12 protein-coding genes and 2 pseudogenes are annotated in these 16,028 nt (G+C 64.7%); 1 reads left to right on the top strand and 13 read right to left on the bottom strand.

Annotation, left to right across the window (positions count from 1 at the left end):
* Positions 1-16: 16 nt before the first annotated feature.
* From AC1VVG_RS33890 to AC1VVG_RS33855, 8 genes and pseudogenes are all read right to left on the bottom strand, one after another.
* Positions 17-1,210, bottom strand: coding sequence for an MFS transporter (locus AC1VVG_RS33890; RefSeq protein ID WP_343728022.1), 1,194 nt, complete (start codon positions 1,208-1,210; stop codon positions 17-19).
* 144 nt (positions 1,211-1,354) lie between these two features.
* Positions 1,355-2,782 (bottom strand): MFS transporter, encoded by a 1,428-nt coding sequence (locus AC1VVG_RS33885; protein WP_124609965.1) that lies wholly within the window; start codon positions 2,780-2,782, stop codon positions 1,355-1,357.
* A 206-nt stretch (positions 2,783-2,988) separates the two neighbouring features.
* Positions 2,989-3,432: a type II 3-dehydroquinate dehydratase gene (gene aroQ, locus AC1VVG_RS33880; protein WP_034190458.1), complete on the bottom strand. Its 444-nt coding sequence runs from the start codon at positions 3,430-3,432 to the stop codon at positions 2,989-2,991.
* Between the two features lie 19 nt (positions 3,433-3,451).
* Positions 3,452-4,278: pseudogene (gene aroE, locus AC1VVG_RS33875) on the bottom strand (shikimate dehydrogenase).
* Positions 4,278-5,498 carry a CaiB/BaiF CoA transferase family protein gene (locus AC1VVG_RS33870; RefSeq protein WP_034190460.1) on the bottom strand — a complete coding sequence of 407 codons (1,221 nt, stop codon included), beginning with the start codon at positions 5,496-5,498 and terminating at the stop codon, positions 4,278-4,280. Before AC1VVG_RS33870 ends, aroE begins: the two are co-directional and overlap by 1 nt.
* A complete protein-coding gene (locus AC1VVG_RS33865) occupies positions 5,498-5,956 on the bottom strand; it encodes a MaoC family dehydratase (protein ID WP_034190461.1) in 459 nt (152 codons plus the stop codon). Before AC1VVG_RS33865 ends, AC1VVG_RS33870 begins: the two co-directional genes overlap by 1 nt.
* Before the next feature lie 2 nt (positions 5,957-5,958).
* Complete coding sequence (locus tag AC1VVG_RS33860) at positions 5,959-6,351, bottom strand: VOC family protein (protein ID WP_034190462.1); 393 nt, start codon at positions 6,349-6,351, stop codon at positions 5,959-5,961.
* A pseudogene (locus AC1VVG_RS33855) lies at positions 6,348-7,298 on the bottom strand (ketopantoate reductase family protein). The gene AC1VVG_RS33860 and the pseudogene AC1VVG_RS33855 overlap by 4 nt, the downstream one beginning before the upstream one ends.
* Before the next feature lie 81 nt (positions 7,299-7,379).
* Between AC1VVG_RS33855 and AC1VVG_RS33850 the strand changes: the two are divergent.
* Positions 7,380-8,312: a LysR family transcriptional regulator gene (locus AC1VVG_RS33850; protein ID WP_034190464.1), complete on the top strand. Its 933-nt coding sequence runs from the start codon at positions 7,380-7,382 to the stop codon at positions 8,310-8,312.
* A gap of 129 nt (positions 8,313-8,441) precedes the next feature.
* On the opposite strand, the gene AC1VVG_RS33845 is transcribed toward AC1VVG_RS33850, so the two are convergent.
* From AC1VVG_RS33845 to AC1VVG_RS33825, 5 genes are all read right to left on the bottom strand, one after another.
* The gene (locus AC1VVG_RS33845; protein ID WP_482837647.1) at positions 8,442-10,622 is read right to left on the bottom strand and encodes a LamG-like jellyroll fold domain-containing protein; all 2,181 of its coding nucleotides are present in this window, start codon (positions 10,620-10,622) and stop codon (positions 8,442-8,444) included.
* A 216-nt stretch (positions 10,623-10,838) separates the two neighbouring features.
* A complete protein-coding gene (locus tag AC1VVG_RS33840) occupies positions 10,839-11,153 on the bottom strand; it encodes a transposase domain-containing protein (protein WP_226194316.1) in 315 nt (104 codons plus the stop codon).
* Positions 11,154-11,176: 23 nt separating this feature from the next.
* Positions 11,177-12,643 (bottom strand): efflux transporter outer membrane subunit, encoded by a 1,467-nt coding sequence (locus AC1VVG_RS33835; protein WP_482837566.1) that lies wholly within the window; start codon positions 12,641-12,643, stop codon positions 11,177-11,179.
* A gap of 71 nt (positions 12,644-12,714) precedes the next feature.
* Positions 12,715-14,709, bottom strand: a complete 1,995-nt coding sequence (locus tag AC1VVG_RS33830) for a MacB family efflux pump subunit (RefSeq protein ID WP_482837565.1) — start codon at positions 14,707-14,709, stop codon at positions 12,715-12,717.
* 4 nt (positions 14,710-14,713) lie between these two features.
* Positions 14,714-15,895, bottom strand: coding sequence for an efflux RND transporter periplasmic adaptor subunit (locus AC1VVG_RS33825; RefSeq protein ID WP_049028349.1), 1,182 nt, complete (start codon positions 15,893-15,895; stop codon positions 14,714-14,716).
* Positions 15,896-16,028 lie beyond the last annotated feature (133 nt).

Genomic DNA, 16,028 nt, shown 5'->3' with positions numbered 1-16,028 from the left:
GCGACATGTCACGCGGTCACGCGCTTGCGTGGTTGATTCGAGGCAGCCATGCAAACGCGATCGTCACCAGCGTCACGCCCACCACGAGCATCGGCACCACCATGGGCCACGCGCCCAGGTGATAGCGCGGATCGGTGAAGCTCGCTGCCGTCTGGCCCGCGCTGAACGCGAAGAACATCATGATGAAGCCGGACCAGGAGACGGCGCGGCCTGCAAGGTGGGGCAGGCCGCTGACCGCTCCAGCCTGTCCGCACGGCTGATGAATGCCGTGGCCGAGGCAATACACGCCATGCCCGACGAGCAGCGGCCAGATGCTGCCGGGAAGCAGCGCGCACCCCAATGCCTGGATCACCGCGCCGGACAGGCTCAACGTCGCGCCTTGTCGTACCGTTCGCAACATGCTTTGGCGGCGCAGCAACACGCGGCAGCCAAACGTACTCAGCACGTAGACGAGCGTCCCGGTTGCCGGTATCCAGCCATAACGCTGGGGCGAGATGCCGAGCTGCCCGATGTAGATCGTCGGCGACAGCAGCAGAAAGCAGAACATGCCGGTGTACGTCGACGCGGCCAGCAGCGTCCATACCCTGAACGGGGCATTGCCGAGTATCTCGCGCACCTCCCGGGTCGAGTTCCGGCTCGGCGGGCTGCGCACGAAGCTTTCCTCGAAGCCGTACCAGCACATGACGAGCAACCCGAACGCATACACGCTCATCCCGGCGAGCACCCATCGCCATCCGGCTTGCTGGGCGACATACGCACCGAGGAGCGGGGCGAGGAACGCCATCATCCCCATCCCCATGAAACCGCGCGCCATCACGTACGGACCGTCGCCCGCCGAATACCGGTCGCGCACCGTCGCACGCGCGCATACCAGTATCGCGGCCATGGCCAGCCCCTGCATCGCGCGAGCGGCCACCAGCATCGCCGCGGTCGAGGCCAGCGCAGCGGCCAGCGCGGTCAGCGCATAGAGCGCAAGGCCGGTCAGCAGCACGGGGCGGCGGCCGAACCGGTCGGCAAGGCTGCCCATCGGCAATTGCCCGACACCGAATATCAGCGCGAAAACCGTGAGGCTGACACTGGCGGAGCCCAGCGTGGCGGCGATTTCGGGCAGCGCCGGCAGGTAACTGTCGGTCGCCACCGGCTGGGCCGCCAGCAGAAGCGGCAACATGAGCGCGAAGTTCAGGCGAGCGGGTCGCGTGGTGTCCGGCATGGCGGTTTTCGACACGGTATCGGGCATCGAGCTTCGAATAAGGGCAGCGGTTACGCAAGGTTGCTCGTGCGGCGAGGGCGGCCGCGGCGAGCTGAAATGGCTGGACGGAAGGGGCGCCGAACCCGACGCCCCGCCGAACGCCGGTTAGCCGCCGACGGATCCGGGCACGGGTTCGCGCACGACGCGATCGTGCGACAGTGCCTCGGCGCGCAGCAGGTCGTATTCTGCCTTGCCGACCGGTTGCGCGTTCGCTCGCCCCAAATCGTTCAAATGGACACGACTGGTCTCGCGTGCGCTCCAGGCCGCGAGCGACGCGATCATGGTGATGCCGAACGCGATCGCACCGACGATCAGCCAGACGTGATGGGCACCCGGCGGCGCGACCGCGGTGAACAGCGCGGGCAGCATCGCCGTGGCCGCGGTACCGAGGTTCTGCGCGATGGCCATCGCAGACACGCGCGTGCGGGTCGGGAAGAGTTCCGGGTAAAAGGCGGGAAATACCGCGTTGTAGCCCTGGTACACCACGCCCCACATCAGCATCGACATCACGAAGGCGAGCGGCACGTTCCGGATGCTGATCGCATACAGGTAGGCGAACGCAAGCAGTCCGGCGGCCAGCGAGCCGACGATGATCGGCGGCCGGCGGCCGACGCGGTCGGACAGGTTGCCGACGAACGGAATCACGATCATCGCAACGATATTGCCCATCACCGTGATCCAGAGATAGACATCCTTCTGGAATCCGATTCCATACGCCGGCTGGACCGCATAGGCCGCGCCGAAGATCGTCGCGACGACCGGAATCACGTTCATCATCGACATGCAGGCCACGCGCAGCATGTCGGGAAAGTGGTGCCTGAAAGCGTCGGCCACCGGCGAGCCGGCTTGCGACCGGTTGCGCACCGCTTCGTCGAAGGCCGGCGACTCGTCGACCTCGCGGCGAATGATCAGGCCCGCGACGATGACCAGCGCACTCAGCAGGAACGGAATGCGCCAGCCCCAGCTGTCGAATTGCGCGGACGGCATGTAGTAGGCGAGCGGCAGGAACACGGCGGCGGCCAGCACTTGCCCGGCCTGCACGCCCTGCAGCGTGAAGCTGACGAAGTAGCCGCGCCGGCCGAACGGCGCGTGCTCCAGGATCATCGAGCTCGCGCCGGTGATCTCGCCGGCCACGGCGAAACCCTGCAGCAGGCGAAGCGTCACGAGCAACGCGGGCGCGATCAGCCCGGCTTGCTGATAGGTCGGCAGGAGGCCGACGCCGACGGTCGAGATGCCCATCAGGAACATGCAGAACAGCAGGACGGTTTTCCGTCCGCGCGTATCGCCGAGGTGGCCCAGCACGAACGCGCCGATCGGGCGGGACACGTAGCCGACGCCGTAAGTGGCCAGCGACGCGATGATGGCGGTGGTGGGGCTGCCGTGCGGAAAGAATATCTGCGGGAAGATCAGCGCCGATGCCGTGGCGTAGATGAAGAAATCGTAGTATTCGAGCACCGATCCGATCCAGCCGCTGATGGCGGCTTTTCTCGATTGGTGCCTACCCCTGGGCTCGTCTCGCAAGGTCGTGGTCATCGTCGTCTCCGGATATTGATATGCGTGCCGGGCAAGGCGGGTGATGCGCGGCGTCGTCACTGCCCGATGTGTCGACTCCGTCGTGCGACCAGACCGCGGCCCGTCGATACGGCGCGCGGCGAGCACGCGCGGTGCGCAACGCCGCGCGCTGGCGACGGCTGCGCATGCGCGTCGGTCCCGCATCGGCAGCCGATGCGGGAATCGGCTTATTCGTCGCCGAGCGCCGAAACCGCGGCCCTCAGTGCGAGCAGATAGCTTTGGACCCCGAACCCGCAAATTTGCCCGCTGACGATCTCGGCCAGGACGGAGTGATGCCGGAACGGCTCGCGTGCATGAATGTTGGACATGTGCAGCTCGACGATCGGGCACGTGAGGATCGCCAGGGCATCGCGAATGCCGTAGCTGTAATGCGTCCATGCGCCCGCGTTGATCAGCACCGCGTCCTGGCGTTCCTCGAAAGCGCGATGGATGCGCTCGCACATCGCGCCTTCGCCGTTGGTCTGGAACGACTCCACCTGTACGCCCAGTTCCGTCGCCAGCGCTTGCAGCCGCGCATCGATCTGCGCGAGCGTGATCGTCCCGTACTGCGCGGGATCGCGCTTGCCGAACATGTTGTGATTGATGCCGTGCAGCATCAGGATCTTCTTCATGCGAATCTCCGTCGCGGGTTCAATCAAAGGGCACGGCCAGGCGATCGATCACCGCGCTGGTCTGCGGGCGTACGCCGCGCCACCACGCGAATGCTTCGGCCGCCTGCTCGACCAGCATGCCGACGCCATCCGCGATCCCGTGGACCCCTGCGTTTTTCGCGAGCCGCAGAAACGGCGTCAGACGCTTGCCGTATGCCAGTTCGTAGGCCGTGCCGGCCGGGCTGAACACGCTCGGCGGGACCGGCGGCAGGTCGCCGGTCAGGCTGGCCGACGTCGCATTGACGACCAGGTCGAAACGCCCCATCCGGGCGAGGTCCGCGTAGCCGCTGGCGACGAGCGGACCGCGTCCGGCGACCTGCTCCGCCAGTGCGCGCGCCTTGTCGACGTCGCGATTCGCGATGACCAGTTCGGCCGGTCCCGCTTCGAGGAACGGCAACAGCGCGCCGCGCCGCCTGCGCCGAGCACCAGCACACGCTTGCCGGCCATCGGCAGGTTGAGGTTCGCTTCGATGTCGCGCACCAGCCCGATGCCGTCGAAGTTGTCCGCCAGGATGCGGCCGCCGTCGAACTTGAGCGCGTTGGCCGCGCCCGCCAGCCGCGCGCGCTCGCTGCGTTCGTCCGACATCGCGAACGCGTCGAGCTTGAACGGCGCGGTGACGTTGATGCCTTTGCCGCCACCCTCGAAAAACGCCCGAACCGCGGCCGCGAACGCGCCTGCCGGCGCGACGGGCCCCTCGATCGCCGTATAGCTGATGTCCTGCCGCGTTTCCTTCGCGAACAGACCGTGAATCAGCGGGGATTTCGTGTGCCCGATCGGATTGCCGATCACCGCGTATTGGTCGGTCATCATTGGCTCGCTTTTGAATAGAGGACGCCGTCGGCCTGCATCGCGTCGATCTCGGCCGAATCGAACCCGAGGGCGCGCGCGACTTCCGCGTTGTGCTGCCCGAGATCGGGCGCGACGTCGCGAATCGTCGTGTCGCAATCGGAAAACCGGAACGGCAGGTTCGGCAGGCGCAGCGTCCCGTAGCGCGGATGCTGTTGCTCGACGACCATGCCTCTGGCCTGGATCTGCGGATCGTTCAGCACTTCGTCGATGCGCTGCACCTTCGCGCACGGCACGTCGATGCCGTCCAGCAGGTCCAGTACCGACGCGACGGAGCGCGCGGCCACCCACGGCTCGACGACCGACAGAATCTCCGCGCGGTGCGCGTTGCGCCCGACGCTGTCGTGGAAGCGCGTATCGGCGCCGAAATCCGCCGGCCCGCCGTGCGTCGCGATCAGCTCGGCGAAGCGTTTCCACGCATCGTCGACTTGCGCGGCGATCACGAGATCGCCGTCCGACGCGCGGAACACGCCGTAGAGCGTCGAGGTCGGCATGTCGTGCCCGGTCTGCTCGGGCAGCACGCCCTGCAGCGTGTAGCACTGCACCGCATATTCGTGCATCGATACCAGCGTGTCGTACAGCGCCATGTCGATGTGCTGCCCGCGGCCGCTCTTCACGCGCCCCAGCAGCGCGGCGTTGATGGCCGCGACCGCATGGATGCCGGTGTACATGTCGCCGAGCGAGATGCGCAGCAGCGGCGGCCGTTCGCCCGGCGTGCCGACCATCTGCATGATCCCGCTCTTGGCCTCGGCGATCAGCCCGAAGCCCGCGCGATGCGCATCGGGGCCGGTATGCCCGTACGCGGAAATCGAACAGTAGACGAGGCCCGGATTGCGCGCCGACAGTTCGTCATAACCGAGCCCGAGCTTGTCCAGCGCGCCCGGCCGATAGTTCTCGATGAACACGTCGGCGGAGTCGCACAGCCGCTGCATGAATGCCTTGCCGCGCGCATCCTTCATGTTGACGCTCACGCCGCGCTTGCCCATGTTGAGCTGCAGGAAGTAGCCGCTTTGCTGGTCGTCGAGCACGGTCGCGTGCTGCCGTCCGGCGTCGCCTGACCCGGGGCGCTCGACCTTGATGACTTCGGCGCCGAGCGCCGCCAGACAGCGTCCGACATACGGCCCGGCAAGGAAGTGGCTGTAGTCGACGACGCGAATGCCTTCGAGTGGGCGAGCCTGCATTACAGTGCCTCCGGGCGGCGCGGCACCATCAGGCGATGCTCGCCGTGTTGAACGACCTGACCGTCCTGATTGATCAGCTCCGACGGCAGCACGACGATGCCCCAGCCCGGGCGACTCTTGCTCGCCCGCATCGAGCCGACGCGAAACTTGACGTGAAGCACGTCGCCGACCTTGATCGGCAGCAGGAAATCCCAGGTCCAGCCGAGCGACATGCCCGGCAGAAAGCGATAGTCGCTCTGCGTCTTCAGGCCGTCGGCGATGGACAGGCCGAACAGCCCGTGCGCGACGAGGCAGCCGAAGTGGCTGGCGTTCGCGTATTCCTCGTCCACGTGGACGGGCGTATGGTCGCCGGTGAGGTCGGCGTACGCGAGGATGCGCGCCTTGGTCACGGTGTAAGTCGGGCTCGTGCACGTGTCGCCCTCGCGGGCGTCGTCCCAGTATTTTTCGACGATCGTCATGGTCATGCCTCCGCGCGCGGGTTGATCGCCAGTGCCTGCGCGACGCAGGAAGCCGGCCTGGCCTGGATCAGTTCGACCGCCAGCCCGTCGGGCAGGCGAAGCCAGTTCCGTCCCTGCGGCATTTCCGTCACGCCGAATCGTTGTGCCGCGGCCAGCGCGGCCTCCAGGTCCTCGCACATCACGCCGAGATGGGCGAGGCGGCCTTCCGGGCCGTCGTGTTCCGGCGCGTGGATGAACTGCAGGCCGCCGAGCGTCCAGTACTGCCGCGGCGCGTCGAGCGTGCCGTCCACTTCGCGCAGGGTCATGCCGAGCACGTCCTCGAAGAAACGGATGTGCCAGCGGATGTCCTTCACCCAGATCGCGACGTGTTCGAGATAGGCTTTCGGGACGCTCATGCGGCGGTCTCCTTCCGTTGACGGTCGGCCATCGCGCGTTCCAGCCCCTTGATGCAGGCGACGAGCGTGGCATTGACCGGGGTCGGCACGCCGTAGCGCTGCCCCCAGCGCACGACCGAACCGTTGATGAAGTCGATTTCGGTGATCGAGCCCTTCTCGAGGCTTTGCAGCATCGACGTCTTGAAGCTCGCGGGCAGCCCCTCGGCGGCCAACGTCCATGCCTGCTCGGGATCGGTCATCGACAGCTTCACGCCCGCCGCCTGGGCGGCCGCGATCGCCTCGGCCACGGCCGCGAGCGACGTCGCCTTCAACAGCGGCTCGTCGTAAAGCTGCCCGTAGGTGAGACCGGTCAGGCCGGTCAGCGCGCCCGTTGCGACATTCACCAGCAGCTTGTCCCACATCGTGCCGACGATGTTGTCGCTGATCGTCGTGGCGAGGCCCGCGGCATTGAACGCGGCGGCGATTGCCTCGACGCGCGGCGTGATGCGGCCGTCGAGTTCGCCGATATAGGTGTATTTGCCGATCACGCCGGATTCGATGTGACCCGCGCCGCGCAGCACGCCGCCGACGTAGGTCTTGCCCGCGAGGACGCGCTCGCGGCCGACGACGTCGATCAGGATGTCCTCGTGTCCGAGGCCGTTCTGCAGCGACAGCACGGTGGTATCGGGCCCCACCAGCGACTGGGCGCCGCGGATGGCCGCATCGGTGTGGAACGACTTGACCAGCACGACCACCAGGTCGGCCACGCCGACATCGGCAGCCCGCGTCGTCGCGTGGACCCGTACGTGGCGGGTGCCGCCGGTATCGTCGACGCGCAGGCCGTTATCGCGCATCGCATCGACGTGCGCGGGCGAGCGGTCGATCAGTCAGGTCTCGTGGCCACCTTGGGTGAGGGTGGCGCCGATCGCGCAGCCCAGTGCGCCGGCCCCCAGAATCGCTATTTTCAATGGCTTCTCCTTGACGTATGGCGTCACGATAGGAGTCGCTGCTCATGCCGACAATGCAATGGATACAATGTCGTCATTGCCATGGACAATAACGCCACGATGCCCGCCGACCTGCCCGACCTGAAGCTGCTTCAGCTTTTCGATCTCCTGTACGACGTGCGCAGCGTCACGCGCGTCGCCGAGCAACTGGGCCAGAGCCAACCGACGGTCAGCATCTGGCTCGGGCACTTGCGGGAACATCTGCACGATCCGCTGTTCATTCGCACACCCGGCGGCATGGCGCCGACCCCGCAAGCCGACGCGCTGATCGGGCCCTGCCGGGAAATTCTCGAATCCCTGCGGCGCTTCACCGCGTGGGAGATCGCGTTCGATCCCGCGACGGCCCAGCGACGGTTTCGCATCTGCATGACCGACGCGAGTCACGTCACGCTGCTCCCGCGGCTGCTGGCCCATGTCCGCGCGCAGGCGCCCGGCGTCCGGCTGGAAGCCGCACGGATCGACGGCAATACGGAACGCGCGCTCGAATCCGGCGAAGCCGATCTCGCGATCGGCTACGTGCCGTGGCTGGGCGGCGGCATTTATCAGCAGAAGCTGTACGACCAGGACTGGGTCTGTCTGGCCAACCGGCATCATCCGAGGATTCGCGGCCGCCTCGGCGCGAAGCAGTACCGTGCCGAAGGCCATGTCGCCATTACGGGCGGAACGGGGGCGCAACTGCTCGAACAGGCGCTGCGGCAGGCGCGCATCGAGCGAGACGTCGTGCTGGAGTTGCCGGGTTTCCTGGGTTTGGGTGCGATCGTCCAGACGACCGACCTGATCACGACGTTACCGCGCCATATCGGCCAGACCCTGGCTCAGGCGAGCGATCTGGCGGTTCATGCCTGCCCGATCCCGGTCGAAGGCTTCGCGGTTCGGCAGCATTGGCATGCGCGCTATCACCACGAGGCCGGCAATCGATGGCTGCGCGGTGTCGTGATCCGGTTGTTCGGTGCATCGCATCCGTCCACGGCGTAGGGAAGTGCGCGTGTTCGGCGGTGCCTGGAGACCGAACGTCACCGCCGGACGGCAGCCACGAACGGCACGACCGGTTCTCGATGCACCGATCGTGCCGCCGTGTGGCCGGACGGCGTGCGCTGGCCGGCCTCAACCGTTCATCAGCGCCACGATCTGCGCGGCGCCGAGCGCGCCGCGGTAAATGCGCAGGTCCTCGAGCAGGCCGTTGAAGGTCGAGACGGGGTACTGCGATTTGCCGAGCCAGTTATGCGTGAGACCGCCGAGCCGGAACGGCGCGAGAAACATGCCCGTGTTGCCGGCGACCGGCTTGCCGTTCATGTAAAGCGTCGCCGTCGGGCCGGCGAGCGTGACCGCCACGTGCACCCATTGCTTGTCCGGCATCGTCGGTGCGTCGACCATCTGGTCGCCGAACCCGTTCACCGCGATCGCGAAGCGCATCGACTGATTGTCGGTGCGCCAGTCGGTACGCGGCATCAGCGTGACGTAGCTGCCGAAGCGGCCGCTCAGGTCGAGAATCGGTGCCCAGCTTTGCCCGCGGTCGTTCCAGTACACCCACACCGCGATCGTGAAATCCGCTACGTCGGACAGAATCTCGCCCGCCAGTTCGACGTACGCGCCGGCTCCGTTGAGCGACACCGCATGGGTGCGGCGTCCCGGGGCCCATGTCGCCCCGTTCAGCGTGCCGTGGTGGCCGTTGCCCGACCGGTCGGCGGCCGTGAGGCCGCTGCCCTCATCGAACGTCAGGTGCGCGAGCAACAGCGTCGAGGTTGCCACCTTCACCTCGTTCGACGCGGCCGATTCGCCCGCCGGCGTTTGCGCCGTGACGACATAGAAGTACGTGCCGGGCCCGGGCGGCGTATCGGTGTGCGTCAGCCAATCGGTGACGCCGGTGCGGAGGGTGGTGTACGGCCCCCCGGCGATCGTCGCACGCTTGACGTTGTAGCCGCTCGCATTGCTGCATCCCCACCAGGACAGCACGACCTTGTCCGCGCTTGCGTAGCCGGTGAGGCCGCTCGGCGTCGGGGCCGGTGCGCCCGGATCGCGCGTGCACGTGAGCGTGCCGTAGCCGAGCTGGTCGTAGCCGCCGCTGGCGCTGCCGTAGTTGCCGCCGCCGCCTTCCGGCGCAACGAATTCGGCAAAGCGTTGCGTGTAAGGTGCCGCGAGACCCTTTCGATTGATGTAATGGTTTGCCACCAGGGCCCAGCAAGGGCGGCCGCCGCCTTGCGAACCGGTCGCGAACGCCGTCTGCGTGACGTCCACGTTCTGGTAGGTGGCGAACGGCACGGGGAAGAACGAGCCGTCCGCCTGCTTGAGGTTCGACTTCGCCACGTATTCGGCGCCCGCCAGGAAGCGGTTGTTGTCGTAACCGTACAGATCGATGCCCTGATTCCACGCCATTTCGCAGATCGCGCCGGTCAGCGCGATGCCGAGCTGGGTATGGCCCTGGTCGCGGCCGGCTTCCTGCCATTGGCCGAGGTAACCGGGGTGTACGAAATACACGGCCATGCCGATACTGCCGTTGCCGGCGCCGTTCTTGAAGTACGAGACGGCATCGTCGACGATATCCGCGTTGTCGCACAGTACGCCGATGGCCAGCATCGACGCGAGGTTGCACAGTTCCCAGTTGGCCCAGTAATGCGTGCGTTGGCGGTCGACCGGGCGGTGCAGGAACCCGTGGTTGATCGGATGGAAGACGTCGAGCATCATCTTCTGAAACGCGGCGAGGCCGCCGGCGCTCCAGCCGTCGTAACCGCGCATCATCTCGCCCACGTTCGCGAATTCGTAGCCGTAGATGCCGGCAGCCAACGCCACGTTGCTGTTGCCGCCGAGCGCCGTGAGCGTCGACGACCACCTGTCCAGGTACTCCACCGCCTTGTCGCCGTGACGCTTGTCGCCCGATACCCGCCAGCACAGCGCATGGCCATAGGCGAAGGCGATGTCGCCGTAGAGGATCCAGTAGTTCTCGTTGCTGCCGCCGCGCCTGATCTCGGGCTGCGGGTTCGGGATGCTCGTCAGGCGGGTATGGAAGTTGGAGAGGAGCAGGTTCCAGCTGTCGATCCACGGCGAAGCATGTGCGCCGACCTTGGCGCGCATGCGTGCGAAATCCGCTTCGGTATGGAGCAGGCCGGGATGGGAGAAGGTGCGGATTCGAGCGGCGCCGGTTGACGGCGTACCATCCTCGCTACCGTTCGATGCGGGCACGGCGCCCGACGACTGACCGCTACTGGCCGGCGCTGTGCGCACGCCCTCGGCAAACGCGTTTTCACTGTCTCCGCCGCATCCTGCCAGGAGCGTTGCACTGAGTCCCATCAGGAAATGGCGCCGCGCTATGTTTTCGATGATACCGAGCCCGGCGATTTCCTCGGATAAGGGTGTCGCCGCGTCCTTGTCTCTCATGTATGGACTCCTTTTCTTTTGATATAATCGAATTGTTAGTGAATGTACTAACTGTTCCGTATTTCATTATGAGCGGCTGGGTATTCTATCCAGCAGGGCAGGGAGGCGATCAAGAGGTAAATAACGAATTCACTGATGACATGTGTTTGTCATGTCGGCGACGTAGCGGCATCGAGACGCGCGGGGGCGCCGTCGTGCGACGGTCATCGGACACTTGGGCATGGCACACGGGCGCGCGCATCCGGTATCGGCGACGGGTGGAATTCGAATGTGCGAAGGCTGCGATGAGGGCGGAGCTATCTTACTTGATGCGCGCGAGACATGACGTTGCGCCGTGGAAGGCCTTCTCCAAGGCATGAGATCCGCGTAGTCGTCGGCGGTTGCAGCGAGCGGCAATCTGGTGAACAGCCAGACCAGATAGCGATATGGCTCGACGCGGTGCAAGCGTGCGATGCTGCAAGGCTTGACTACCTTCCACCGAGCGCAACATAAAGTGCCACCTGGTTGATAAGGGCCGCATAGCGGGAGCTTGCGAGTTCGGCATCGGCGTTGCGGCTCGCCTGCTGCGCGTCGAGTAAGTTCTGCAGGGGAATTGAACCCGCCCGATATTGCCAGCCGATGCGTTGCTCGCGTTGTCGTGCTGCTTCGAGCGCATCGGCCCATTGCGTGATCTCGGCCTGATAGTCGGCACGCGCGGCAAGTGCGTTCTCTACGTCGCCGAGTGCCTGATAAAACGTCCTGGCGAATGCGACCGCCGCGGCATCATAGGCGGTTTGCGCCGAACCCACCTGCGCTTTCATCGTCCAGACGTTCAGAAACGGCGCCGCGATATCGGCTGCGATCGTGCCGAGCGGGTTTTGCAGCAGATTGCGCAATGCGTCGCTCGCGGTACCGGCCGACCCCGTCAACGTGAGGTTAGGGTAGAAACTGGTCCGTACGGCATCCACCCTTGCGAGTGTGCTTCGCGTGCGCAACTCCGCCGCCATGACGTCTGGACGCCGAACGAGCACGGAAGCCGGCACACCCGCGGCGACGGCGGGCAACGGGGTCGTCAGACGCGCAGAAGGTACAACGAAGATTTCGCCTGGTGGCTGACCGAGCAAGATCGCGAGCGCGTTTTCGGTTTGGGTTCGCTGCGCCAGTAGCGCATTGCGCGACGCGCGTTGCGACGCGAGCGATTGACGGGCGGCAAGCAGGTCCACTGCCGTAATCGCCCCCGACGCATACCGGACATTCGTCAATGCCTGCGTTTGCTCGCTGTAAAGAATCGATGCATCGCTCTGTTCGATCTGTTCCGCCAGCAGCGCGAGCAACCAATAGTCTTGGGCGACCAGGGATGCGACGGTCATCTTGACCGTCCGTTCATCCTGCTCGGTTGCCCGCGCCTCCCAGCGCGATGCATCGGTCGAACTCGACAGCGAACCCCATAGGTCGACGACATAGCTGGCCGATGCGAGAAGCGATTTCGAGTGCGACACCACGCGCGCACCACGCAGCGAATGAGAATTCGACAACGCCGCACTAGAGCTGATCAGGGGCAATTGGTTTGCGCGGGCGAGATCGACGGCAAATTGCGCCGCGCGCAGATTGACGACGGCGGTCTTGAGATCGTGATTGCCAGCCAACGCCCGCTCGATAAGCTGGCTCAGTTCGGGATCGCCGAACGCGTTCCACCACGGGTCGATACTCGCATCACCACCGGGGTTTGCTTCCGTGTCTGCCGGCGACAATCTGGACGCATCGGGAACGTCACTCCAGCTGTACGATGCTCCGACCGACACGGAAGCGGGTGTCTGCCTCACGGCAGCAGACTCTGTCTGCCAATGCCGGGGAATCGAGACCTCGGGCCGCGTCCATGTCGTGCGCGTCAACGTCCCGCATGCGGCGACGCCCAGCGACACGATCAACAAGGCGATCGTGCCGAATCGCGACATCGACCAGGACGCTCGAACCTGCCGTAGAGCCGTACGTATCAGAACAGCATGCAATGAATGAGGGAACTTGTTCATTCGCGGGCCAGTGCTTCTGCCGGGTTGAGGCGCGCGGCCTGACGCGCCGGGAAGTAGCCGAACACGACACCCACGAGCGCGGCACTGGCGAACGCAGTCACGATCGAGTCGAGCGACAGCACCATGTAGAAACGACTATGAGGCTCGGAAAAAAACCGGATGACACCTAACGCGAGCGCCACACCGACCGCTCCACCGGCGACGCATAACCAGACGGACTCGATAAGAAACTGATCGCGAATATCGGATCGACGCGCGCCGATCGCCATGCGGATGCCGATTTCATGGGTGCGCTCCGTCACCGACACGAGCATGATGTTCATCACGCCGATGCCACCGACAAGCAAGGAAATGCCCGCAATCGACGCAATAAAGAGTCGAAAGGTTTCGTTCGACGCCGTCGCGACCTGAAACAAGGCATCCGAATTGAAGGTCGTGAAATCGATGGCACCGTGGCGCATCTTCAGAACCTTGTTGATGCCGGCGAGCGCGGCGCTCGAAGGTACGCCGTCGGCGAGCCGGACGGTGACGCTCTGGAGATCGTACGATCCGGTCATACGCGACATGACCGAGGTGTACGGCATATAGAGCCCCAGCGTACCGGGTGCAAACGACATGGCGTTCGAACCCGCCACGCCGATCACATGGCACGGCAGATTTCCGACGAGTACCACTTTCGCTATCGGCGAATCGGAGCCGAACAGCGTTTGCCGGGTCTTCTCATCGACGACGACGACCGGAGCGTTCGATTCGACCAGCGACTCGTCGAAAGGCCGGCCTTCGATCATATGGATGCCGTGGACGCGAAAATAATCGGGCCCTGTGCCATGAACTGTCGCGGATACGTTTTTATTGCCCACGCGAATCGTTCCGGTGCTCGTCACTTCCGGCGTCACGCTATCAATGTAGCTTTGCGCCTGTAGCGCGTGCACGTCGCCGAGACTCAGCGTATGAATCGAGTTCGCACGCAAATCGCCGGCCATCCGTCCTGGATAGATGCTGATCGTATCCGTGCCAAACTGCCGTAAATGATCGATGATTGCTCTGCGGCTTCCCTCGCCACGAGCGACCATGCAGGCAACTGACGCAATACCGGCAATAATGCCCAGCATCGTCAGGAATGAGCGCAGACGATGGTTCGCCGCCGAGTGCATGGCAAGCCGGAATGCTTCGATGAGCCGGCCCAATGCAAGCGGCTGCGCATGCTTGCGCCGAAGCGAAACCGGAGGCTCGACCGGTGACGCAGATTGCACATTGGGGGGCTTTTCCGGTCCCGTCGATTCCGGCCGCCTATCGCCGACGATGCGCCCGTCGCGAATCTCGATGATCCGGCGCGCATGCCGGGCGACGTCCATATCGTGCGTGACGATGATGATCGTATGGCCCTGCCCGTTGAGCTCGTGGAACAGCGCCATCAGTTCTTCGCCGCTCTGGCTATCGAGTGCGCCTGTCGGTTCGTCGGCGAGAATGATGTCGCCGCCGTTGATCAAGGCGCGCGCGATGCTGACCCGCTGCTGTTGGCCGCCAGAGAGCTGCAACGGCCGATGGCTGAGGCGGTCACCAAGACCCAAACGCTCGAGCAGCTTCGTTGCTGCTCCGCGTCTTTGTTCTGCGTCGAGGCCCGCATAGACGGCGGGTGCTTCGACGTTGGCGAGTGCGGTCAAATCGTTCAGCAACTGATAGCGCTGGAATACGAAGCCGAAATGCTCCCGACGCAACTGCGCGAGTACGTCTGCATCGAGCGACTGCGTCTCGACCCCGGCGATCCGGTAAGTACCCGAGGTCGGCGTGTCGAGACAACCGAGGATATTCATCAAGGTCGATTTTCCCGAACCCGATGCGCCGACGACGGCCACCATCTCCCCTCGTTCGATGCGCAGATCGATCTGGTGCAGGACGGTAACCGCCGCCTCGCCGGCTCCATAGGTGTGGCTCACACCCTCGAGTTCGATCAGCGCCGGATTCGACGTCTGTGCGTGTGGCGTGGACATTCCGTTACCCCGCCATGCCGTATGGATCACGCGGCCCTGCGCCGGAAGACTGTCCGACGACGACACGATCTCCCGCCCCAAGGCCGCTGACGATCTGCACAACGGTGTCGTTGGCAATGCCAGTCCGTACTATCCGGCTCGTGACGTTGCCGTCGGCCGCCAGCACCCGCACCGTCGCGCGCCCGTCGCGTGGCGGTGCAGTCAGTGCAGCGACCGGCAGGACCGCCACGTGTCGCGCACGCGCAAGCACGACCGACACCTGTGCCGTCATCGAAATGCGAAGTCGATGATCGGGATTCGGCATATCGAGCCGGCCGATGTAATAGATGGCCGTATTCGTCGCCGACGAAGTTGTCGTGGGACTGGTGGTCGTGTCGGTCATGATCGAGTCCGGCGCGGGCTCGATGGCTTTCAGCGTGGTTTCATATCGATGCGACGGGTCGCCGAGAATCGTGAAATAGGCGGGCAGGCCAGGCCTGAGCCGCACCACGTCGGCCTCCGAGATTTGCGCCTTGACCTGGATCGTGTCGAGGCGCGCGATCTTCACCAGATTCGGCGTCGTCTGATTGGCGTTGACGGTTTGGCCCTCTACCGCGAGCACGGCGACGACTTCTCCGTCGCTCGGGGCAACAATGCGCGTGTAGCCAAGCGTGACGCGCGCAGTGTCCACATTGACCTGCGCTACCTTCATCTGGGCATGACTCGTTTCGACATTTGCGCGAGCCACGTCGAAGGCTGCCTGTGTCGTTTCCAAATCGGCATGCGACCCGGCGTCATGTTCAGCCAGTTCCTTCTGCCGTCGCAGCGCGAGCCTGGCCTGGACAAGCGACGCCTCGCTCGAATGTACTGCGGCCACCGCGCTTTGCAATTGGGCCCGAGCCGTGTCCAATGCGTAGATCTGTGGCTGCGAGTCGATTTCCGCGATCAGCTGACCTTTCCTGACATGGTCGCCGAGCGTCACGTGCATCGACTTGATCTGGCCGTTGACCTGCGCGCCGACGCTAACGAGATCCGCTGCGCGGATCGTACCTACGGCCTCGACGGTCGATTCGATGTCCTGATACGAAACCTGGGCGGTAACGTATTGAATATTTGGCTTGTCGTGCCGTGTATATCTGAAGGCGACGGCCACCACTATTGAAATGGCCAAACCTAAGGTGACGTACTGGATAACCTTTTTTCTCACGACACATGCGCCTTCTTATCCGAAGTCCCAGCTTGCCTCGCTGGATGACGCGTTGCGCATATACGCGCTAAACGACATCATGTCGATGGCCGACTCAGCTTCTTGTTTGCTTGTTGATTCTGGTTGATGTCAC

Source organism: Burkholderia sp. L-4 (genome assembly GCF_056856535.1).
The sequence above is the reverse complement of the archived record's forward strand: the minus strand, read 5'-3'. Positions and strand labels throughout refer to the sequence as shown.

Bases quoted from the DNA above. Each gene is read 5' to 3' on its own strand.
- AC1VVG_RS33890 (WP_343728022.1), bottom strand. From the start codon at position 1,210: ATGCCGGACACCACGCGACCCGCTCGCCTGAACTTCGCGCTCATGTTG.
- AC1VVG_RS33885 (WP_124609965.1), bottom strand. From the start codon at position 2,782: ATGACCACGACCTTGCGAGACGAGCCCAGGGGTAGGCACCAATCGAGA.
- aroQ (WP_034190458.1), bottom strand. From the start codon at position 3,432: ATGAAGAAGATCCTGATGCTGCACGGCATCAATCACAACATGTTCGGC.
- AC1VVG_RS33870 (WP_034190460.1), bottom strand. From the start codon at position 5,498: ATGCAGGCTCGCCCACTCGAAGGCATTCGCGTCGTCGACTACAGCCAC.
- AC1VVG_RS33865 (WP_034190461.1), bottom strand. From the start codon at position 5,956: ATGACGATCGTCGAAAAATACTGGGACGACGCCCGCGAGGGCGACACG.
- AC1VVG_RS33860 (WP_034190462.1), bottom strand. From the start codon at position 6,351: ATGAGCGTCCCGAAAGCCTATCTCGAACACGTCGCGATCTGGGTGAAG.
- AC1VVG_RS33850 (WP_034190464.1), top strand. From the start codon at position 7,380: ATGGACAATAACGCCACGATGCCCGCCGACCTGCCCGACCTGAAGCTG.
- AC1VVG_RS33845 (WP_482837647.1), bottom strand. From the start codon at position 10,622: ATGGGACTCAGTGCAACGCTCCTGGCAGGATGCGGCGGAGACAGTGAA.
- AC1VVG_RS33835 (WP_482837566.1), bottom strand. From the start codon at position 12,643: ATGTCGCGATTCGGCACGATCGCCTTGTTGATCGTGTCGCTGGGCGTC.
- AC1VVG_RS33830 (WP_482837565.1), bottom strand. From the start codon at position 14,709: ATGTCCACGCCACACGCACAGACGTCGAATCCGGCGCTGATCGAACTC.